The organism is Ruegeria sp. AM7, from assembly GCF_056535965.1.
Window position 1 is genome coordinate 533,061 of sequence record NZ_JBQFJE010000001.1, and the last position, 19,984, is coordinate 553,044.

A 19,984-nucleotide genomic window follows, 5' to 3' on the forward strand; every position below is an offset into this window, starting at 1 on the left:
GCGTTCATGAACTAAGTGACGGTTCCTTCAAGCTTAGACATAAGGGAAATCATACCCAAATTCTGTGCGATTGCCAACGCTTCGGCCTCTAGGTGAAACGCATGTTCGAGGTTCTGCTTATGCCCGAATTTTCGCAAAGCAGACGCGTATGAAGCCTTGCTGTGCGCGATCCAAGGTGGGCTGGCCATATTTGTGTCGATCTCGATTGCTTTGGTCAGCATATGTTCCGCGATGTCGCGATCGCCCAGCAAGGTTGCCAGATTGCCTAGCCGGCGTGCGGCCGCCCCTGTGCAAACGGTGGTGGCACCAGCAGTGATCGTCAGGTCCTCGTAGGGCAAAAGCAGGTCAAACAGCGTTTGCGCATGGTCTTGCCTGCCAACCGCGACACAAATATCCGCAAGATATGACAGCGTAGTTGAATACATGGCATCTGCCGGTAGGTCGAACCCTTTTGCCGCCAATTCGTTGAGGATCCGCTCGGCCGGGTCGGAATAGCCCAACTCGGCGGCGATAAGACCAAAGCCAGGTTTCCAAGTGATGTCGTCGGGGTCTTCCTCCATCAGTTTCTTAATTACCGGAGCGACCTCGTGAAGCCGGTTCTGTTCGCGTCGGATCGTGAACATCTGCACTCCGAACACACCTTCGATGTGTTTGCCGTGGGTTTTTCGGCCGATCTTTACAGCCTCAGTCGCGAATGCTTCGGCTTGTTGCCATGCGCCTTCCATGATGGCAACCATCGCGCGCGCGTGGATTTGAACCCAGTAAAGCTGCAGGTGATTGTCCTTTTGCGAGACCTCTGTCAGCAGCTTGAGCGAGCGGTCAAGCATAACCCTGTCAGCCATCTCGGCCCCAACAAACAGGCTGAGGGTCCGGTCGCGCCCTTGGTCAATCGTGCCTAGTTTTTCGGCTACGTCGTGCATGGCTTGCAGGTTTTGCCGCCAATTTCGCGCCTCTTCATCCTGCCGAGCCACAAACGGGGCACCAAAACGCATCATCATGACTGAGAACTGCGATTTGTAGTCACCGAGATTTGCCGCCAGTTTCATGGCGCGGTGGCCGTACTCCGCCCCTTCACTAAACTGACCGATAAACATATAGGCCCGAGCGAGTTGGCTCATCAACTGGCACTGGCGTCTTTCGTCGTCTTCGGGCAGACCATTCAGTGCCTCAAGACACAATGAGATCGCCTCATTGTGACGTTGGCTGGACATCATGCACGAATCCGCGAAGTGCTGCGCGATGTCTGCGGACAGTTCGGCATGTTCCAGTGTTCGGGCCGCGTCGGAGGCTTGTTTGAGCTTGGCAATCCCTTGAGGCAGATCCCCAAGACTGTCGTAGCTGCGCCCAACCAGAACCATCGCCGTGATTGTTTCGGCGCTGTTTTGCGTTCCAAGGTTCTCTGCAGCATTAAGTGCCTCGGTCGCGTTGGCCATCGCTTCTTGACTGGCAGACCGGGCAAGGGCCATTTCTGTTGCCAATTTCCATTGCGTGAACGCAACCTGCCAGTCTTCTGCTTCGGTCAAATGCCTTGCGACCAATTCAGGTCGGCGCGCAATCTCGGCTGATCGCAGACGTGTCAGGGCCTTGGCTACGTTTGCATGTTGGGCTCTTCGGGTCGCAGACAGCATGGATTGGTATGCGGTATCGCGGATCAGGGCATGCCGGAAAACAAATTGGCCGCCGCTGTGTCCGCTTTCGAACACCAGTCCCGTTTCCACCAGTTCTGCCAGCCCCGACTGCAGGTCCGGTCTTTCCAGATCAATTGCCTTCGCCAGAAGGTCCAGCGCAAACTCGCGACCGATGACCGCGCCTGTCAACGCCATTTGCTTTGCCTCTGGCGACACGGCGTCGAGCCTGGCCATCAATGCGCCCTTCAACGAAGACGGAACGGCCAGATTTTCGTCTCCGGCTTCCATATATGCGCTGGTAAGTTCTTCGACGAATAGAGGCACGCCGTCGGTTTTTTCCATGATCAGGCGAACCAGTGACTCGTCTGGTGACTGGCCCGATATGTTTTGGATCAGGTTTTCAACCTGTTCAAAGTTGAAACGACGCAGGTGCAGGGTCTGGACGTGCGCATCACCGGCGTCGTGCTGTAGTTCCCAGCCAGGGCGGTGCGTGATCAGGATCATCAGCGGCAAATCTGCGCAGATCGCCCGGAACCGATCAAGCAAGGCGTTCGTCGACGGGTCGATCCAATGCGCATCCTCGACGCACAGAACGACCGGTTTAACCTGCGACCGCGCCTGCACCGTCTTTATCAACGTTTGCACGGTTATGTCGCGCTGTTCCTGCGGAGACAGGTCCAGAATATCCCGAGCCAATGCGCTTGCGGGGGCGACCAAGGCTGCAAAAACGGGAAGAACCTGATCCAAGTCGATGCCTTGCCGCGCTTCGAGCATGGCCCGGACGTGGCGCAACACCTGGTCATCGTCGAATCCTGGCTCCACTCCCGCATCCTGTGATATCCGCTCGGTTACAGGATGGAACGGACTACTGGTTAGATATGGCGAGCAATTCAGTCTGATGATATCTGCCTGACCTGCCTTCGTAACGTCGTTCAGAAATTCTTCTGTCAGGCGTGATTTACCTATGCCCGCTTCTCCGGTCAGCAGAATGACTTCACCCTGTCCTGCGCGGGCGCGAAGCCAGGTTTGTTGCAGGATACCCTTTTCGGAACTGCGCCCAACAAGCTGGTTTGATCCGTCATCACGATGTGCTGCTTTAAACCGGCTTTCAGCTTGCCTTTCACTAACCACCTGCAAGAGCTCTCGGGGGTCTTCAAATCCCTTAAGGTCGACGCGCCCAAGCGACGAGAATTCGAAAATACGATGTAGCATCGCTTGCGAATCCTCTTGGGTCAGAACAACCGTGTTCGGCGGGGCTTTTTCCTGCAACCGAGCAGCAAGGTTGAGGATCGGGCCCGTCATCGCGCCTTCTTCATGTGTGTTTTCGCCGATTGTATCGCCAACGACTACATCGCCACTTGCGATGCCTATACGTGCGGCCAGCGGTTGACCGGAAGGTGTCCGGAGCTTTTGAACCCGGGAGATAGCCTCTAAACCGGCCTTAACCGCGCGCAAGGCGTGGTCTTCGAATGCACGCGGCCAACCAAAAAAGACCAGCAATCCATCGCCAAGATACTTGGCGACGAAGCCGCCATAGCGTGATACCGCACCTGCAACTGCGTCCTGATAGGTTTGCAACAGCAGGCGCATGTCTTCGGGGTCCAATTGGTTCGTCAGTTCTGTCGAGCCGACAAGATCAGCGAAGAACACCGTCAGATGCCTGCGTTCGGCCTCATCGTTTTTGACTGCTTGATCCGGAAGCAAAGAAGTAGCCGAAGAATCGGAAACGTGTTGTTGATCAAATTCGTGAATGGCAGCCAGCAGGATTTTCCTGTGGCCCAATGTCACCCCTATTTCCTTGAGGTCGTCATTCGTAAGCAGAGGCAGCGCACGCGCATCGACGTCGTTTTGCCGAAACGCATCGGTGTACTGACCCATCCCAAGTTCTTGCAGCCATGTTCCGACTTCAAAACCCATTTCAGGATCATGCGGCGGAAACGGTTTTGGATCAAGTTGAGCGTTCAGGCGCGCAACGGGAAGCGCGTAGGCGACGCGGTGGTTCGCGTCGCCGATACCGTATGGTTAGACAGTCGCACCTTTGATGCGGATCGCCGATCCAAGTGCTCCGGCACAGAAGCCGACGACAACTGCGATAACCAATTCGATGGTCTGGATATTGGCAAAGGACCAGTGTGCAAAGATAAGCGTTTCAAGCACACCGACGACACCGCCCATAACCGCGCCTAGCATCAGGTTGCGGGTCATCATACCCAGCGCAAGGCCTAAGATGCCCGGCAGGCTGATAATGTTGGCGCCGATTGTTCCCAGAAGTTCAAGCATATCGTGCCCTTTCTCAGTCGGCCTGCTTGGTCAGGAATGACCGGATTTCTGCGCTGCCGTCAGCAACCTGATCTTGCAGCGTTCCAGACGCTTTGCTCGCCAGAGTTTCCGTCACCTCTTGGTATTGTTCCAGGTATCCGGGCGGCAGGCTGTGTGCGATGCCCTGATGGCAGTCGATGCATGTCATGTTGTTGTCGATCGCCCTTTGGTGTTCGGACGCGGCGCGGGTTTCCTGAATAGTGAAGTCCATGTAGTCGAAGTTATGGCAGTTGCGGCATTCGCGACTGTCCGATGCCTTCATCTTTTTCCACACAGCCGAGGCCATACTCAGACGATGGTCCTCGTATTTTTCAGGCGTACTGATTGTGCCAGCCAATTCATGATAAACGTCTTTGACAGCCATGATCTTGGCCTTGATTTTGTGGTTCCATTCATGGGGAACGTGACAATCCGAACAAATCGCCCGGACGCCCGAGTGGTTGTTATAGTGAACCGTTTCGCGGTATTCGCCCAGATTGGTCTCCATCGTGTGACACGAGGTGCAGAATTCTTCGGTATTGGTCAGTTCCAGGGTCCAGTGGAACCCGCCCCAGAACAGGATGCCAGCCAGAAAACCTGCCAGCACCAGAAAACCCGAGCTGAACATGACGGCCGGTGTCCAGATCGCGTTCCAGATGCGGCCAATCCAGCCGCGTTTTTCGGGGGAGTCTGCCATGTCGGTGCTCCTTTCAGTCAAGCGTTGGATCAGTTTCCGGAAGAAGGTTCGAAAGCATTGTCGACGAGCGCGGGCGTGTCTGCCTGCGGAACATGACACTGATTGCAGAAGTACCGAGTACCGGCGATTTGATCCAGTTCACGTCCTTCGCGATCCAGGTAGTGCGTCATAGACAAGGTTGGTGCATTGCGCTCACCAGCTTTTGTCCAGTCGTGGCAGGACAGGCATTGGTTGGTCCGCAGATCAATCTGGTACTGGTCGATTGAATGCGGAATCAGCGGAGGTTGCTGTCGGTAATTTCTCTGCATACGCCCTTCGATCGTGCGGTGGACCTGATCGAGTGGAACGGGTTCATCAACCTCGGCCCCGCGCAAGGCTTCGACTTGCGCGGATTGGGCAAGGGCGAACCCACTCAGAAGGATGACGGGGATCAAGGCGGCGACGCCGGTCAGGATTGGCTTGTTCATCTTGGCACTCCCTTAGGTAGGTCTGGCTGCGCGCCCCTCGGGCGCGGGAACGGTATCGAAAGGCGCGGCGACCTGGTCGTCGAACCGGTGAGTAAACTTGAAGACATCGACTGCGCAGACATCAATGCAGCGGCCGCAATTCGTGCAGTCGGGCGACAGGATCAGCGGTGTGGTGCCGGTTTTGCCGCGTAACGCGGGTGATATGACGTGGTTTTCCGGGCAAACGGCAAAGCAATCCATGCAGTCGTCACAGGCTGCGCGATTGGGCGCGCTGACACGCAACATCGCTTTGGTGCCGATCAGGCCATAGAATGCTCCGACCGGGCACAGGTGCCCGCACCATCCGTGGCGTGACACGAACAGGTCGAAGAAGAAGATCGCAACGATCATCGCCCAGACAAAGCCCGCGCCGAAAATCAGCCCGCGATGCAGTATGGTAATCGGGTTGATCAGCTCCCACGCAATGACGCCGGTCAGACCCGAGACGATCAGCACCGTAGCTAGGATCCACAGCCGGGTACCGCGTTTGGGTTGCCAGCCTTTGGGCAGGTCCAGTTTGCGATGCAGCCAATGGGCGGCATCGGTTACGGGGTTGATCGGGCAGACCCAGGAACAATAGACGCGACCGCCGATCAGCGCGTAGGCGCCCAGAACTATCAGGCCTCCGATCAGGGCGGTCAGCTCGGGCCAGTGCCCGGCAACCACGCTTTGCAGCAGCACAAGCGGGTCGGTCAGCGGTAACACGCCAAGGGTCAGCGACCCGGCCAGCGTGCCTTGGACGATCCAGATGCCGAACCATGGGCCCAGCAAAAACAGGACCAGAAAGAACAGTTGAGAGGCACGGCGCAGCAGCAGGTACTTGTGCGCGCCGATCCAGCCTCTAACTTCGACGGCTTCCTGTCCGACAGGCATATGAGTGCGGGCGCTCATTGTCCGGCCCCCGGCAAATTGTACTCCGGCGCAAAGCCGCCCGGCGTGACCAGATTATCGGTGCCCGGTCCGGGCAGGCGGTCGGGCAGGTCGATGATACCTTCGACCACGGGCGCGCCATTGGCGGCTTTTTCTTCCCAGCCTTTGCGATAGTGGTCGGCACTGCTGCCGCGCGCCAGCCGGGTGGGCAGAACCTTGATCGCGGCTTCGGGCAGAACGCAGCTTTTCTCGCACATACCACAACCGGTGCAGCGGTCGCCGTGGACGGTAGGGAGGAACAGCGCATGGTGACCCGAACGGGTGTTATGCGCGGTCTCAAGCGTGATTGCCTCGTCAATCACGGGACAGACACGGTAGCAGACGTCGCACCGCAGCCCTAGGAAGTTCAAGCAGTTTTCCTGATCGACCAGAACGGCCACTCCCATATCGGCGTCGTCGATATTGTCCAGCGCAGGGTCCAGCGCCCCGGTGGGGCAGGCGGCGACACAGGGAATGTCGTCGCACATCTCGCAGGGCACGTCTCGCGCGGTGAAATAGGGTGTGCCGGTGGCGACGGCATCGACGCCAAGCTCGGCAAGTTTCAGCGTGTTATAGGGGCAATCCCGCACGCACAGACCGCAACGGATACAGGCGGACAGGAAGTCTTGTTCCGACAAGGCACCGGGGGGACGCAATGCCTCGGCTGGCAAAGCCCGCGCGTCGTGTGCCAACCAGGCCAACATGGACCCGGCCGCCACGCAGCCACCTGCGGCGCGCGCCGAGTCCTGAAGGAACCGGCGCCGCTGCGGCGAGAGGGGAGAGCCAACACCTGACATGGGTTTTACCTTTGCCTTGCCAGTCTCTTACGCGCGCTCGACCTTGCAGGCGCATTTCTTGTAGTCGGTTTCCTTCGACAGCGGGCAGGTTGCATCCAGCGTCAGCTTGTTGGTCAGCTGGCCTTCGTCGAACCAGGGCATAAAGACCAGTCCGCGTGGTACCTTGTTGCGCCCACGGGTCTCGACCCGGCTGGTGACATCGCCACGACGGGTCGACAGAACAATTTCCTGACCGCGCCGCAGACCTCGATCCCGGGCGTCGTCGGGGTGCATGAAAACAACAGCCGACGGGAAGGAGCGGTGCAGTTCCGGAACCCGACGGGTCATCGAACCCGAATGCCAGTGTTCCAGAACCCGACCAGTACAGAGCCACAAATCATATTCATTGTCCGGCTCTTCAGCAGCAGGTTCGTAAGGCGCGAAGATAATTTTGGCTTTGCCGTCCTTATGGCCATAGAATTTCACGTCGGCCCCTTCGGGTACATAAGGGTCATACCCTTCGCGGAAACGATAGAGCGTTTCCTTGCCGTCCACGACCGGCCAGCGCAGACCACGGGCCTGGTGGTAGGTCTCGAACGGGGCCAGATCATGCGCGTGACCACGACCGAACTCGGCATATTCCTCGAACAGACCTTTCTGGACGTAGTAGCCAAAGTGCTCGGATTCGTCATTGTCGAACCCTTCGGCGGTTTCCGACAGCGGGTATTTGTCGATGGTGCCATTGGCGAACAGGACGTCATACATGGTCTTGCCGCGATGTTCAGGCATGGTGGCCAGCAATTCTTCGCCCCAGACCTCTTCGACGGTGAAGCGTTTCGAGAACTCCATCAGCTGCCACAGATCGGATTTCGCCTCGCCCGGCGCTTTGACCTGCTGCCGCCAGAATTGGGTGCGGCGTTCTGCATTGCCATAGGCGCCTTCTTTCTCGACCCACATCGCGGTGGGCAGGATCAGGTCGGCGGACAGGGCGGTCACGGTTGGATAGGGGTCCGACACGGCGATGAAGTTTTCGGGGTTGCGATAGCCGGGATAACCTTCTTCGTTGATGTTGGGCGCGGCCTGCATGTTGTTGGTGCACTGCACCCAATAGGCGTTCAGATCGCCATCTTTCAGCTTACGGTGCTGCAAAACGGCGTGGAACCCGGGCTTGGCCGGGATGGTGCCTGCGGGCACGTTCCAAGCGGTTTCGCAAATCTCGCGGTGCTTGTCGTTCATCACCACCATGTCGGCGGGCAGACGGTGGGCAAAGGTGCCGACCTCACGCGCTGTACCGCAGGCAGAGGGTTGGCCGGTCAGCGAGAACGGCGAGTTGCCGGGCTCAGAGATCTTACCCACCAGCAGGTGGACGTTGTACATCAACGAGTTCACCCACGACCCGCGCGTGTGCTGGTTGAAGCCCATGGTCCACAGGCTCATGACCTTGCGGTTGGGGTCGGCATATTGCTTGGCCAGACGCTCCAGCTTGTCGGCGGGAACGCCGGACAGTTCGGACGTGTATTCCAGCGTGTATTTGGAAACCGCTTCGGCGTATTCCTCAAAGCTGATCGGTTCCATCTTGCCTACATTGGGGTTTTCAGCGGCTTCCTGCAGCGGGTGATTGTCGCGCAGGCCATATCCGATATCGGTGGCGGTTTTGGTGATGTTGACGTGGTTCTTGACGAACTCTTCGTTCACTGCGCCGTTCTGGATGATGTAATTGGCAATGTAGTTCAGGATCGCCAGATCGGTTTGCGGCGCAAAGACCATGCCATTGTCTGCCAATTCGAACGAGCGGTGTTCATAGGTGGACAGCACATGCACTTCGGCCCCCGGTTTGGTCAGGCGCGTATCCGTCAGGCGTGACCACAAGATCGGGTGCATTTCAGCCATGTTCGACCCCCACAGAACAAACGTGTCTGCGTGTTCGAAATCGTCATAGCAGCCCATCGGCTCATCTATGCCAAAGGTCCGCATGAAGCCAACAACAGCCGAGGCCATACAATGGCGCGCGTTGGGGTCGATGTTGTTGGAGCGGAAGCCGGCTTTCATCAGCTTGGCGGCGGCATAGCCTTCCCAGACCGTCCACTGACCCGAGCCGAACATGCCCACGCTGGTTGGGCCTTTCTTGGCCAGCGCCTCTTTCCACTTGGCGGCCATGACATCAAAGGCTTCGTCCCAGCTGACCGGTTCGAACTCGCCATTCTTGTCGTATTCGCCATTGGTCTTGCGCAGCAACGGAGTGGTCAGGCGGTCTTTGCCATACATGATCTTGGACAGGAAATAGCCCTTGATACAGTTCAGGCCGCGGTTCACTGGTGCGTCCGGGTCGCCCTGAGTGGCCACAACGCGGCCTTCCTTGGTGCCAACCAGAACGGAACAGCCTGTTCCGCAGAACCGGCACGCGGCCTTGTCCCAGCGGATATCCGGCGTTGCCGCCTGAGCGTCGGCTGCGCCTGTGGCCAGCGGAATACCGGCGGCCGAGGCTGTGGCTGTGGCCGCAGTGGCCTTGAGGAATGTCCGGCGTGATTCAGAATGTGTCATAGCGTGAGCCTCCGGCTGGTGGTTTGGCTTGGGGCATCGGGACGCGGGCGGGTCTCTGCGAGGTCCTCGAAATGGTGATAGGTCAACGTCAGAGACACGACCCCCGGGATCTGGTGCAGATCCATGATGGTCTCGGACGCAAGGCGTTCAGGGGTATCTTCGACAACGACGACGAAACGGCCGTCTTCGGTCTGGGCGTGGAGTTCGACGCCCGGAGTTGCGGCCATGGATTGTGCCGCATTGGCGGCATAGTCCGGCGCGACATGGGCAAGGCAACCGCAGATGTTCATTGTATCGCTTCCATTTGAGGTTGAGGGTTATGCTTCAGTGTAAGTGCGTCAGCAGGACAAAGCGCCTCGCACAATCCGCATCCATTGCACGCGTCAACATTCAAAGCGGGTTCCGCGCGCCCTTGGGTTTGGAGCGAAAAGCGGATTGCACTCTGCTCGCAATTGTCCTGACAGATGCGACAGCTGACGCCGTTCATGGATAGGCATGCTTGCTTTTCAACCGACGCGCGCCACGGCCACAGGGCCAATCGGCTGATATCAAGCGCCGGTGTTGGGCAGGCTTCAGCGCACGTGCCGCAAAACGTGCAGGGATTGTCAGCTGGAGTGAACGCGGGAAATCCATCTGCCGCGATTGAAAGAACGCCTTCAGGGCAAGCCTCGACGCAGTCTCGGCATTTTGTGCATTGATCAAAAAAGACACGGTCGTCCGATCCCGGAGGTCGGGCTATTTTGCCGACCTCTTCTTGAAATCGGGCGCGCAGGAACGCGCGACGGGTCGTCACTTGGTCCATTTTTGACCTGGCTCTCGTCGTTTCTTCTGTTCGCTAATTTCCGCTTAGCGTTTTTGAACCGAGCCGGTTTTGATTTAGATCATTTTTTGGGCACTCTTAAGGTTGATCTAGGATATATTTTTAAATGAATGTCGGAATTTGACGGATGACTACAGTTTTCAGCCCAGGAATGAGTGAACAGGCTCCGTGTGACCTACCGTTTCGCGTTTGCAGTTCTCAGCAACAAAATGAACACGAAAACGGACCCTAACGAGGTGGTCACTATGCCGACCGGCAGTTCTTGCGGGGCCAGCAGCAGCCTGCTGAGGATATCGGACCCGGTCAGCAGAACAGCGCCGACCACCGCGGCCGCAGGGATTAAGTGGGTGTGCAGTGGTCCGGCAATTCCGCGCGCGATATGCGGAACCATCAGCCCGACGAACCCGATCACCCCGGCGACTGAGACAAATACAGCTGTAGCCAAAGCAGCAACAAAGAACATCTTGAACCGCAGCGACTGGACCGGGACACCCAGTGTCGACGCCGTCATGTCACCGGTCAACAAGGCGTCCAGCCAACGGCTGCGATATAGTGAATAGGCCAGAATTAGGATCAAACCCGCGCAGACGAGCGGAAAGGTTTCCCAACGCGCCAGACCCAATCCGCCCAGCATCCAGAAGATGACAGAATGCGCAGCACGGTTGTCGCCTGCGAAAATCAGGTAATTAGTCAACGCCGAGAACAGAAACGACACGGCAAGCCCAGCCAGGATGAGTTTTTCCGGTGCACTGGTTCGCAGCCCGTGGACAAGAGCCAGCACAATGCCCGAGGCCACGAGACCCCCACAAAATGCTGCTATCGGCAAAGTCCAGAACCCCAGTATGTCACCAGTCACCGTAATGACGAACACTGCCCCCGCCGCCGCACCAGAGGAAAGACCGAACAGGAACGGGTCGGCCAGATCGTTTCGCGTAGTCGTTTGCAGCACAACTCCAACAACTCCGAGACCAGCGCCGATCACGGCGGCAAAAAGCGCGCGGGGCAGGCGCAGGTCGAAGACGATGCGGTGAAGGGGTGACATGTCTCCCTCGACCAAACCAGCGCCGAGCAGAATAGCTAAGACCGTATCGGACAGAGGAATGGATGTGGTTCCGTAGATTGTCGAAACCAGAAGAAGGGCGGCCAGAATGGCCACCCCCATCAAAAGTGTCAGCCCCAGACGGCCCAAATCAGTTCAGACCCGTGCGCATGGCTGCTGCCAATTTTGCGATGGCCTGAATGTTTGCCGGCCCAGGGGTCAATTCTTCGTACCGCAAACCGATCCAGCGCTCGTCTTTGACCGCGTCGGTTTGTGACATCACAGGATGTTCTTGCAGAAACCTGAACGTATCCGCGGCTCCGTTTCCGGTTTGATAGTCCAACAGCACTAAAAACTCAGGGTTCGCGGCTGCCACGGTTTCCCATGACGTGCGACCCCAGCTTGTGTCCATATCACGGGTAACGTTGAGACCACCCGCCGCTGCTATCATAGCGTTGGGGATTGCGTATTTCCCAGCAGTGAACGGAGCGTCCGCCGGGCCATCCAACAGAAACACTCGAGGTTTCGGTAAGTCTGCGGTTTGTGCCTCGATTGCGGTCAGTTCATCCTTCCAACCAGATACAAGCGCTTCGGCCTTGTCTTCGACATGCATGACTTTGCCCAGTCGCAGAATGTCGTCAAACAAAAGGTCCATGCTGGCCTCGGGGCGGTCTTTATGCAAATGAACGCAGCTTTCAGTCAGGATCATGGTTTTGATCCCGAACGGGGCAAGTGTTTCTGGCGTTACATCACCACCGGGACGCATTCCATAGTACCAGCCGGCGAAGAACAGATCGGGTTCTACCGCGACAATATTTTCCACCGATGGATATTTCGGTGCCAGTTCGGGGATATCTCCACGTAGCGTGTCGAATTCAGGACTGGTTTTGTACCAGCCGGTGATGCCCGTGAGGCCGACGATTTTGTCTTGCAGATCCAGCGCAAAGGCCATGTCGGTCATGTTCATGTCATGTACGACCAACCGTTCGGGCTGGGTTTCAAACACTAACGGTTCACCACAATTGTCTACGGTCACTTCATGCGCAGCAACACCGCCCGCCATGGCCATAACCAGAGCCACGGACAAGATATGTTTCATTTTGGAAATCTCCTGGAGGGTTGGGAAACAGTGGTTTTTCGTATGTCCAGCGCGGGGATCATCCGACCGTCGTGCTGAAAGAATAAGTAGTCGACGCCGAACGTGTCGCGCACATGTTGAGTCGTCAGGACCTCGGAAACAGGGCCAAAGCCGGTCAGCCGGGTAGATTTCATCAACGCGACATGGGTGGCGAATTCGGGGATCATGACAATGTCATGGACAATCATTATGACGGTTATCCCCAGTCCAGCGACCAGCGACAACATCCGCCCTTTGGCGTCGGGATCCAAATGGTTCGTCGGCTCGTCCAAAAACAAAAGTGTAGGGTTCTGTGCCAGCGCACGCGCGATATGGGCGCGCTGACGTTCGCCACCCGACAACACTGCCATGCGCTTGTCGGCAAGCTCCAAAAGGCCGGTCAGGTCCAGAATTCGCGTCAAGTCGTTTGCGTGATCTTCAGAGGAGCGGTCCGAGCGAATTGGAATTTGCCCAAGTGCCACATAGTCACGCAGATGCAACCGCCCATCGGGATATTCCTGCTGACTAACGACGGCAATTTTTCGGGCGCGCTCCGTCGCTGACAATGTCTTCAAGCTCTGCTCTTGCACCAGAACGTCGCCTTCAGACAGAGCTTCAGCGCCACATAGTAAGTTCAGCAGAGTGGTTTTGCCAGCGCCATTCGGACCGGCAATGGCCAGAACCGACCCCTCTTCCAGATCGAACGAGATGTCCTGCAACAGAACGTCACCGTGAAAAGAATAGTAGGCTACACCACGCGCCTGCAGGAAGGGTCTGCTCATCATCGAGCTCCTCGAACAGCCAACGCCGGCATGCGCGCCAATGTCTTGCTTATCAGAGGCGCAGGCCTGTCTGTGGCCTTTGTCCAACCAGTTGCGCTGCCCAGGTATTGTGTGGCGAATTGGGCAAGAGCATTCAGCTCCTGCTCGGTGCCGATATCACCAAACAGGTATTGGGCTTTTCCCAGGGCCTGAAATCCGACAGTGACCGGGTGATCGCATCCAGCCATACAATCTACTGTGCGCACTGCGAAACCCTCAGGCAATTCAGGGCACAAGGCATCCGCAATGTGCTGCGCTGCCTCCAGACCCTGACAGGTCGCGCAGATCAGAAGAAAATGATCAGTGGGCTCGGCCATCAAGCGCCTGTTCCACGGCCACTGGGGCCGTACTGAAACGCGGTCGCGCGTAAAGGCATACGAGGTACCATCAAGCCTCCTTCCAGGACGCCCCGCCCCGGGTTGGTTTCGGTTGCGATGGCAGGTCTCCTGACTTGCGGGTCGAGGCTTGGCCACCCTTCCCGACATTATTCATGTCAGTGGGATATTGGCTTCGCTCACCGCCTACAGTTGCGGGGGCAGTTACGGACTTGGCACTTAAACCTCACCGTATTCCCTTTTCACCGCTGGAGCATGCCCCAGGGAACCATCAAATGCGTCACTGCCCGAGATCAGATCGCCGGTCAACACAAATCACCGGAGGTTGCGCAGGAATATAGTTTTGAAAATATGTTTCCCTTCAGGAAAATTGCAGGCGATAACGACGAAGCGAAAGGCGTTAAGGATAGGTTGGTGAAAGCATCAAACGATAGGTCCAAACCTCAGTTTTCTCAGGATCCACACAAGGTCAGGGACCCCGGTGAAAAGAACCTCGAAACGGCGATCGGTCGGGAAATCCGCGCGTTGAGGTTACAGCAGGGCGTAACAATTGCGGAATTGTCGGGGCTGACCGGGTTGTCCATCAGTATGCTGTCAAAAATCGAAAACGGATACACATCGCCTTCATTGACGACGCTGCAATCTCTGGCCAATGCCCTAAGCACGCCGATCACTGCATTTTTCCGCAGATTTGAAGAAACCCGAAACGCAACCCACACCAAAGCGGGAAAGGGCGTTGAAACAGAGAGGGCCGGGACACGCGCAGGCCATCAATACAGCCTTTTGGGTCATATGGGGTCTAATGCCAGCGGTGTTGTGGTTGAACCCTATCTGATCACGCTGACGGAAAAGTCCGACACTTTCCCGACGTTCCAGCATGACGGAATTGAAATGCTCTACATGCTTGAAGGCGAAGTCGATTACAGACACGGCGATCAAATTTATCTGCTCGAGCCGGGGGATACGTTGTTCTTTGATGCGGACGCACCGCATGGACCCGAGGTGCTGCGCAAACTGCCAGCCCGCTACCTGTCGATCATCTCATATCCGCAGACGCGTTAGTCACGATTCGGCGATTGATAACCCGCTGCTGAGGTTTTGCGGGGTTGCTGTCCGTGATTTTTGAATGCGGGGGAAATAGATAGCCGAAAATATTCCCCATATGAATATTAATTTCCCTTTGTTGATAACCTAAAGTTCAGGTGTTAGCGTCTGCCCAACTCAACACAGGAGAAGCTGACACATGTGTGGAATTGTCGGCCTTTTTTTGAAGGACAAAACGCTCGAGCCTCAACTGGGCGAGATGCTGACAGATATGCTGATCACAATGACGGATCGCGGCCCGGACAGCGCCGGGATCGCGATTTATGGACCCGTCGGAGATCAGGCAAAGCTCACCGTGCAATCCGACAATCCGGACGCGGATTTTCAGACTCTGGCCGAAGATTTGGCCGACGTCTTGACCAGCCCTGTCAGCCTGGGCCGCAATGACACTCATGCGGTTCTGAGCATGGCCAACGACAAAGTCGGCGCTGCGCGGCAGGCCCTGAGGGAATTGCGCCCTGGCCTTCGGATCATGTCCGACGGTGACGCGATCGAGATCTATAAAGAGGTGGGATTGCCTCGGGAGGTGGCGGAGCGGTTCCAATTGACCTCGATGTCCGGCAGCCACGGGATCGGCCATACACGCATGGCCACTGAATCCGCCGTCACCACCGAAGGGGCACACCCGTTCAACACCGGCGCGGATCAATGTCTGGTGCATAACGGGTCGCTGTCCAACCACAACGCCCTGCGCCGCAAGCTGATGCGTGAAGGCGTTCGGATCGAATCCATGAACGATACCGAGGTCGGCGCGGCCTATCTGACATGGAAAATGCAAAACGGGGCCACTCTGGGTGAGGCGCTGGAAAGCAGCCTTGAGGATCTCGACGGGTTCTTTACCTTTGTGGTCGGAACCAAGGATGGGTTCGGCGTGGTTCGCGACCCCATCGCCTGCAAACCGGCGGTGATGGCCGAGACCGATCAATATGTGGCCTTTGGCAGCGAGTACCGCGCCTTGGTCAACCTGCCGGGAATCGAGGATGCCCGCGTCTGGGAACCCGAACCCGCAACCGTCTATTTCTGGAGCCACTGACATGCAGAGCTATGATGTTGCCGAACAGGGCCTGCGTGGGCTGAACGCCGCCCTTCAGGCCCAAAGCACCGAGACAAACCAGACCCAGTGGCAGGTTCAGAACCCCAAGGGCAGCCATGCCATCGCCGTCGGTCTGGATGCCCCGATTGAGGTCACGGTCAAAGGTTCGACCGGGTACTACTGTGCGGGGATGAACCAGCAGGCGACCGTTCGGGTCGAAGGCTCGGTCGGGCCGGGCGTGGCCGAGAATATGATGTCGGGCACGGTGATCGTCGAAGGCGACGCCAGCCAATATGCCGGGGCGACGGGCCATGGCGGGTTGTTGGTGATCAAGGGCAATGCCAGCTCGCGCTGCGGTATTTCCATGAAGGGGATCGACATCGTGGTGCATGGCAATATCGGTCATATGTCTGCCTTTATGGCGCAGGCGGGTACGCTGGTGGTTTGTGGGGATGCGGGCGATGCGTTGGGGGACTCCTTGTACGAGGCGCGGCTGTTCGTGCGCGGCTCGGTCAAAAGTCTGGGTGCTGATTGCGTCGAGAAAGAGATGCGTCCCGAACATCTGACCCTGTTGCAAGACCTGCTGGAGCGCGCGGGCGCGGATGCCAAGCCGGAAGAGTTCAAACGCTATGGCTCGGCTCGGCAGCTTTACAATTTCGATGTCGACAACGCGGCAGAATACTGAGGAAGACGGTTATGGACGATCACACACCACGCACGATGCCGATACAGTCTGCGACGTTTTCCAACCCGGTCAATGCGGAAATCCGGCGGGCGGCAGCAACGGGCATCTATGACATTCGCGGCGGCGGCGCGAAACGCAAGGTACCGCATTTCGACGACCTGCTGTTTCTGGGGGCCTCGGTCAGCCGCTATCCGCTGGAGGGCTATCGCGAACGCTGCGACACCTCGGTGACGCTGGGCACGCGCTTTGCCAAGAACCCGATCCAGCTGGATATCCCGATCACCATCGCAGGCATGAGTTTCGGTGCGCTGTCTGGCCCCGCGAAAGAGGCGCTGGGTCGCGGAGCGTCAGCTGCCGGTACGTCGACCACCACCGGTGACGGTGGTATGACGCCCGAGGAACGCGGTCATTCCTCGAAACTGGTTTATCAGTATCTGCCTTCGCGCTATGGCATGAACCCCGACGATCTGCGCAAAGCAGACGCAATCGAGATTGTAGTCGGTCAGGGCGCAAAACCCGGTGGCGGCGGGATGCTGCTGGGTCAGAAGATCAGCGACCGCGTGGCCGAAATGCGCACCTTGCCCAAGGGGATCGATCAACGATCCGCCTGTCGGCACCCGGACTGGACCGGCCCGGATGATCTGGAAATCAAGATCCTCGAACTGCGCGAGATCACCGGCTGGCAGGTGCCGATCTACGTGAAGGTCGGCGCGACGCGCCCCTATTACGACACGGCGCTGGCGGTGAAAGCCGGGGCCGATGTGGTGGTGATGGATGGGATGCAGGGCGGTACCGCGGCCACACAGGATGTGTTCATCGAACATGTGGGTATCCCGACGCTGGCCTGTATCCGCCCCGCCGTGCAGGCGTTGCAGGATCTGGGCGTGCATCGCGAGGTGCAACTGGTGATCTCGGGCGGTATTCGCAATGGTGCGGATGTGGCCAAGGCGATGGCCTTGGGTGCGGATGCGGTGGCTATCGGTACGGCGGCGTTGATCGCGCTGGGGGACAACGACCCGAAATGGGAGGCCGAGTATCAGAAGCTTGGCACCACCACCGGGGCCTATGACGACTGGCACGAGGGCCGCGATCCGGCGGGCATCACCACGCAAGACCCGGAACTGGCCGCGCGTCTTGACCCGGTCGAGGCCGGGCGGCGTCTGCGGAACTACCTTAAGGTCATGACGCTTGAGGCGCAGACCATCGCGCGCGCCTGCGGCCACAATGATCTGCACAATCTGGAGCCCGAAGACCTGTGCGCCCTGACGATGGAGGCTGCCGCCATGGCGCGCGTGCCTCTGGCGGGGACAGAGTGGTATCCGGGCAAGCCGGGGTTCTGAGACAAGCGGGCGCGACCCTGACCGGGGCCGCGCCTTTTCTTTTGGGTTCAACAGGGAAAGGAAAGCCGACCATGACGACAGATCTGGCAGCTTTCGCCAAGGAAAAAGGCGTCAAATACTTCATGATTTCGTTCACCGATCTGTTCGGTGGACAACGGGCCAAGCTGGTCCCCGCACAAGCCATCGCCGAGATGCAGGTCGAAGGCGCAGGCTTTGCCGGGTTCGCCACTTATCTGGACATGACCCCGGCGCACCCAGACATGTTGGCGGTGCCTGATCCGTCCTCGGTCATTCAACTGCCGTGGAAGCCCGAGGTTGCATGGGTCGCCGCCGACTGCGTGATGGAGGGCGAGGATGTGGCCCAAGCCCCGCGCAACGTTCTGCGCCGTCTGATCGACGAGGCCGCCGCAGAAGGGCTGCATGTCAAAACCGGGGTCGAGGCCGAGTTCTTTCTGCTGACCCCCGACGGAGAACAGATCAGCGACCCGTTCGATACCGCCGCCAAGCCCTGTTACGACCAACAGGCCGTGATGCGCCGCTATGACGTGGTGCGAGAGATCTGCGACTATATGCTGGATCTGGGCTGGGGTCCCTATCAGAACGACCACGAGGACGCCAATGGCCAGTTCGAGATGAACTGGGAATTCGACGACGTTCTGCGCACCGCCGACAAGCATTCCTTCTTCAAGTTCATGACCAAATCCGTGGCCGAGAAACACGGCTTTCGCGCCACCTTCATGCCCAAACCGGTCGAGGGGCTGACGGGCAATGGCTGCCACGCCCATATCTCGGTCTGGGATGCACCGGGGGCTGAGGCCAAGACCAACGTATTCGCGGGTGAAGGCGACGGCCCCACCGGAGAAGTGGGCCTGAGCGAGAAGGGCAAGCATTTCCTCGGCGGTATCATGAAACACGCCAGCGCGTTGGCTGCGATCACCAACCCCACGGTGAACAGCTACAAACGCATCAATGCCCCGCGCACCATGTCGGGCGCGACCTGGGCACCCAATACCGTCACGTGGACGGGCAACAACCGCACCCATATGGTGCGCGTGCCCGGTCCGGGCCGGTTCGAGCTGCGTTTGGCGGACGGGGCCGCGAACCCGTACTTGTTGCAGGCGGTGATCATCGCGGCGGGGCTGTCTGGGCTGCGCTCCAAAGCCGATCCCGGCCCGCGTCATGATATCGACATGTATGCTGAGGGTCACACCGTGACCGACGCACCGAAACTGCCGCTGAACATGCTGGACGCGCTGCGCGCCTATGACAGTGACGCGGGGCTGAAGGCGGCTATGGGGTACGAATTTTCCAGCGCCTACCTAAAGATGAAGCATCAGGAATGGAATTCCTTCGTCAGCCATTTCTCACGCTGGGAGAAAGAGCACACTTTAGACATCTGATTGGCAACCCGCCGATATTCAGCACAACTCTTGTGCGGTTGTTACATTCTCTTGTTATGCGGCGCTGCGGCATGGGCGGTTTTGGACGCTATGCCGTAGCGTAAACTTTGTGGTTTTGGGTGGAATCGCCTATGCTGCAGCGCAGAAAAAACGAGAGGATCGGCACCATGTTCCGCCTGGATGGAACGAAAGCGCTGGTTATTGGCGTGGCCAATGATCAGTCGATTGCCTGGGGTTGTGCCCGCGCCCTGCATGCGCAGGGGGCCGAGGTCGCATTGACCTATCTCAATGACAAGGCCGAACCGCATGTGCGAGGCCTCGCGGATCAGGTCGGGGCAAAAATCGTTATGCCGCTGGATGTCCGAAAACCAGACCAGACGCAGGCGCTGTTTGATGAGATTGGCGCGCGGTGGGGTCGGCTGGATACACTGGTGCATTCGATCGCGTTTGCTCCGCGTGATGATTTGCATGGTCGCGTTGTGGACAGCTCGGCCGAGGGGTTTGCATTGGCCATGGATATCTCGGTCCATTCTTTCTTGCGGATGATCCGTCTGTCAGAGCCATTGATGGATCATGGCGGCACCTGCATGACGGTCTCGTTTCTGGGTGCCAGCCGGGTCGTCGAGAATTACAATATCATGGGCCCGGTCAAAGCGGCGCTTGAAGCTGCTGTTCGATATGCTGCTGCAGAGCTGGGGCCAAAGGATATCTCGGTTCACGCCTTGTCGCCTGGCCCGTTACAAACACGGGCTGCCTCTGGGCTGGCTGAATTCGATGCCCTGCTGTCAGATGCCGCCGCCCGAGCACCCACGCACCATTTGGCGACGATCGAGGATGTTGGTGCCTATGCCGCTTTTCTTGCCAGTCGCGAAGCATTCAACGTCACCGGTGGGGTCCATCCCATCGACGGCGGATACAGTATCGTCGGTTAAAGG

19 protein-coding genes and 1 riboswitch are annotated in these 19,984 nt (G+C 58.1%); of the genes, 6 read left to right on the plus strand and 13 right to left on the minus strand.

Annotation, left to right across the window (positions count from 1 at the left end):
- Positions 1-11: 11 nt before the first annotated feature.
- From ACR3EG_RS02295 to ACR3EG_RS02355, 13 genes are all read right to left on the minus strand, one after another.
- Positions 12-3,545 carry an AAA family ATPase gene (locus ACR3EG_RS02295; RefSeq protein ID WP_480482557.1) on the minus strand — a complete coding sequence of 1,178 codons (3,534 nt, stop codon included), beginning with the start codon at positions 3,543-3,545 and terminating at the stop codon, positions 12-14.
- A 105-nt stretch (positions 3,546-3,650) separates the two neighbouring features.
- A complete protein-coding gene (locus ACR3EG_RS02300; protein ID WP_170355155.1) occupies positions 3,651-3,908 on the minus strand; it encodes a hypothetical protein in 258 nt (85 codons plus the stop codon).
- Between the two features lie 13 nt (positions 3,909-3,921).
- Positions 3,922-4,623 (minus strand): NapC/NirT family cytochrome c, encoded by a 702-nt coding sequence (locus ACR3EG_RS02305; protein WP_209196289.1) that lies wholly within the window; start codon positions 4,621-4,623, stop codon positions 3,922-3,924.
- Positions 4,624-4,652: 29 nt separating this feature from the next.
- A complete protein-coding gene (locus ACR3EG_RS02310) occupies positions 4,653-5,090 on the minus strand; it encodes a nitrate reductase cytochrome c-type subunit (protein WP_480482559.1) in 438 nt (145 codons plus the stop codon).
- Between the two features lie 12 nt (positions 5,091-5,102).
- Positions 5,103-6,020: a quinol dehydrogenase ferredoxin subunit NapH gene (gene napH / locus ACR3EG_RS02315; protein WP_480482561.1), complete on the minus strand. Its 918-nt coding sequence runs from the start codon at positions 6,018-6,020 to the stop codon at positions 5,103-5,105.
- Positions 6,017-6,835 (minus strand): ferredoxin-type protein NapG, encoded by an 819-nt coding sequence (napG, locus tag ACR3EG_RS02320; protein ID WP_480482563.1) that lies wholly within the window; start codon positions 6,833-6,835, stop codon positions 6,017-6,019. The genes napH and napG overlap by 4 nt, the downstream gene beginning before the upstream one ends.
- Before the next feature lie 27 nt (positions 6,836-6,862).
- A complete protein-coding gene (napA, locus tag ACR3EG_RS02325; protein ID WP_480482565.1) occupies positions 6,863-9,355 on the minus strand; it encodes a nitrate reductase catalytic subunit NapA in 2,493 nt (830 codons plus the stop codon).
- Positions 9,352-9,645, minus strand: a complete 294-nt coding sequence (locus ACR3EG_RS02330) for a chaperone NapD (protein ID WP_170355149.1) — start codon at positions 9,643-9,645, stop codon at positions 9,352-9,354. The genes napA and ACR3EG_RS02330 overlap by 4 nt, the downstream gene beginning before the upstream one ends.
- Positions 9,642-10,157, minus strand: a complete 516-nt coding sequence (gene napF / locus ACR3EG_RS02335; RefSeq protein WP_480482567.1) for a ferredoxin-type protein NapF — start codon at positions 10,155-10,157, stop codon at positions 9,642-9,644. Before napF ends, ACR3EG_RS02330 begins: the two co-directional genes overlap by 4 nt.
- 193 nt (positions 10,158-10,350) lie before the next feature.
- The gene (locus tag ACR3EG_RS02340; RefSeq protein WP_480482569.1) at positions 10,351-11,364 is read right to left on the minus strand and encodes a FecCD family ABC transporter permease; all 1,014 of its coding nucleotides are present in this window, start codon (positions 11,362-11,364) and stop codon (positions 10,351-10,353) included.
- 1 nt (position 11,365) lies between these two features.
- Positions 11,366-12,313, minus strand: a complete 948-nt coding sequence (locus tag ACR3EG_RS02345) for an ABC transporter substrate-binding protein (RefSeq protein WP_480482571.1) — start codon at positions 12,311-12,313, stop codon at positions 11,366-11,368.
- A complete protein-coding gene (locus ACR3EG_RS02350) occupies positions 12,310-13,113 on the minus strand; it encodes an ABC transporter ATP-binding protein (protein ID WP_480482573.1) in 804 nt (267 codons plus the stop codon). Before ACR3EG_RS02350 ends, ACR3EG_RS02345 begins: the two co-directional genes overlap by 4 nt.
- Entirely contained in the window at positions 13,113-13,469 is a 357-nt protein-coding gene (locus ACR3EG_RS02355) for a DUF1636 family protein (protein WP_480482575.1), read from the minus strand. Before ACR3EG_RS02355 ends, ACR3EG_RS02350 begins: the two co-directional genes overlap by 1 nt.
- 102 nt (positions 13,470-13,571) lie before the next feature.
- A riboswitch (cobalamin riboswitch) is annotated at positions 13,572-13,775 on the minus strand.
- A gap of 126 nt (positions 13,776-13,901) precedes the next feature.
- On the opposite strand from ACR3EG_RS02355, the gene ACR3EG_RS02360 reads away from it, so the two are divergent.
- The 6 genes from ACR3EG_RS02360 to fabI all read left to right on the plus strand — a co-directional run bounded on the left by ACR3EG_RS02360 (position 13,902) and on the right by fabI (position 19,981).
- Positions 13,902-14,549 carry a helix-turn-helix domain-containing protein gene (locus ACR3EG_RS02360; RefSeq protein ID WP_480482577.1) on the plus strand — a complete coding sequence of 216 codons (648 nt, stop codon included), beginning with the start codon at positions 13,902-13,904 and terminating at the stop codon, positions 14,547-14,549.
- A 181-nt stretch (positions 14,550-14,730) separates the two neighbouring features.
- Positions 14,731-15,624, plus strand: a complete 894-nt coding sequence (locus ACR3EG_RS02365; RefSeq protein ID WP_480482579.1) for a class II glutamine amidotransferase — start codon at positions 14,731-14,733, stop codon at positions 15,622-15,624.
- A 1-nt stretch (position 15,625) separates the two neighbouring features.
- Positions 15,626-16,309 carry a protein GlxC gene (locus ACR3EG_RS02370; protein WP_480482581.1) on the plus strand — a complete coding sequence of 228 codons (684 nt, stop codon included), beginning with the start codon at positions 15,626-15,628 and terminating at the stop codon, positions 16,307-16,309.
- A gap of 11 nt (positions 16,310-16,320) precedes the next feature.
- Positions 16,321-17,649 (plus strand): FMN-binding glutamate synthase family protein, encoded by a 1,329-nt coding sequence (locus ACR3EG_RS02375; protein WP_170789331.1) that lies wholly within the window; start codon positions 16,321-16,323, stop codon positions 17,647-17,649.
- A gap of 71 nt (positions 17,650-17,720) precedes the next feature.
- On the plus strand, positions 17,721-19,049 hold the full coding sequence (glnT, locus tag ACR3EG_RS02380; RefSeq protein ID WP_480482583.1) for a type III glutamate--ammonia ligase: 1,329 nt from the start codon (positions 17,721-17,723) through the stop codon (positions 19,047-19,049).
- A 131-nt stretch (positions 19,050-19,180) separates the two neighbouring features.
- Positions 19,181-19,981 (plus strand): enoyl-ACP reductase FabI, encoded by an 801-nt coding sequence (fabI, locus tag ACR3EG_RS02385; protein WP_480482585.1) that lies wholly within the window; start codon positions 19,181-19,183, stop codon positions 19,979-19,981.
- Positions 19,982-19,984 lie beyond the last annotated feature (3 nt).

What these genes read in the sequence shown, in the direction of transcription:
- glnT (WP_480482583.1), top strand. Translation starts at nt 17,721, where the DNA reads ATGACGACAGATCTGGCAGCTTTCGCCAAGGAAAAAGGCGTCAAATAC.
- ACR3EG_RS02355 (WP_480482575.1), bottom strand. Translation starts at nt 13,469, where the DNA reads ATGGCCGAGCCCACTGATCATTTTCTTCTGATCTGCGCGACCTGTCAG.
- ACR3EG_RS02300 (WP_170355155.1), bottom strand. Translation starts at nt 3,908, where the DNA reads ATGCTTGAACTTCTGGGAACAATCGGCGCCAACATTATCAGCCTGCCG.
- napF (WP_480482567.1), bottom strand. Translation starts at nt 10,157, where the DNA reads ATGGACCAAGTGACGACCCGTCGCGCGTTCCTGCGCGCCCGATTTCAA.
- napA (WP_480482565.1), bottom strand. Translation starts at nt 9,355, where the DNA reads ATGACACATTCTGAATCACGCCGGACATTCCTCAAGGCCACTGCGGCC.
- ACR3EG_RS02295 (WP_480482557.1), bottom strand. Translation starts at nt 3,545, where the DNA reads ATGGGTTTTGAAGTCGGAACATGGCTGCAAGAACTTGGGATGGGTCAG.
- ACR3EG_RS02375 (WP_170789331.1), top strand. Translation starts at nt 16,321, where the DNA reads ATGGACGATCACACACCACGCACGATGCCGATACAGTCTGCGACGTTT.
- ACR3EG_RS02330 (WP_170355149.1), bottom strand. Translation starts at nt 9,645, where the DNA reads ATGAACATCTGCGGTTGCCTTGCCCATGTCGCGCCGGACTATGCCGCC.
- fabI (WP_480482585.1), top strand. Translation starts at nt 19,181, where the DNA reads ATGCTGCAGCGCAGAAAAAACGAGAGGATCGGCACCATGTTCCGCCTG.
- napG (WP_480482563.1), bottom strand. Translation starts at nt 6,835, where the DNA reads ATGTCAGGTGTTGGCTCTCCCCTCTCGCCGCAGCGGCGCCGGTTCCTT.
- ACR3EG_RS02310 (WP_480482559.1), bottom strand. Translation starts at nt 5,090, where the DNA reads ATGAACAAGCCAATCCTGACCGGCGTCGCCGCCTTGATCCCCGTCATC.
- ACR3EG_RS02305 (WP_209196289.1), bottom strand. Translation starts at nt 4,623, where the DNA reads ATGGCAGACTCCCCCGAAAAACGCGGCTGGATTGGCCGCATCTGGAAC.
- ACR3EG_RS02365 (WP_480482579.1), top strand. Translation starts at nt 14,731, where the DNA reads ATGTGTGGAATTGTCGGCCTTTTTTTGAAGGACAAAACGCTCGAGCCT.
- napH (WP_480482561.1), bottom strand. Translation starts at nt 6,020, where the DNA reads ATGAGCGCCCGCACTCATATGCCTGTCGGACAGGAAGCCGTCGAAGTT.
- ACR3EG_RS02350 (WP_480482573.1), bottom strand. Translation starts at nt 13,113, where the DNA reads ATGAGCAGACCCTTCCTGCAGGCGCGTGGTGTAGCCTACTATTCTTTT.
- ACR3EG_RS02345 (WP_480482571.1), bottom strand. Translation starts at nt 12,313, where the DNA reads ATGAAACATATCTTGTCCGTGGCTCTGGTTATGGCCATGGCGGGCGGT.
- ACR3EG_RS02370 (WP_480482581.1), top strand. Translation starts at nt 15,626, where the DNA reads ATGCAGAGCTATGATGTTGCCGAACAGGGCCTGCGTGGGCTGAACGCC.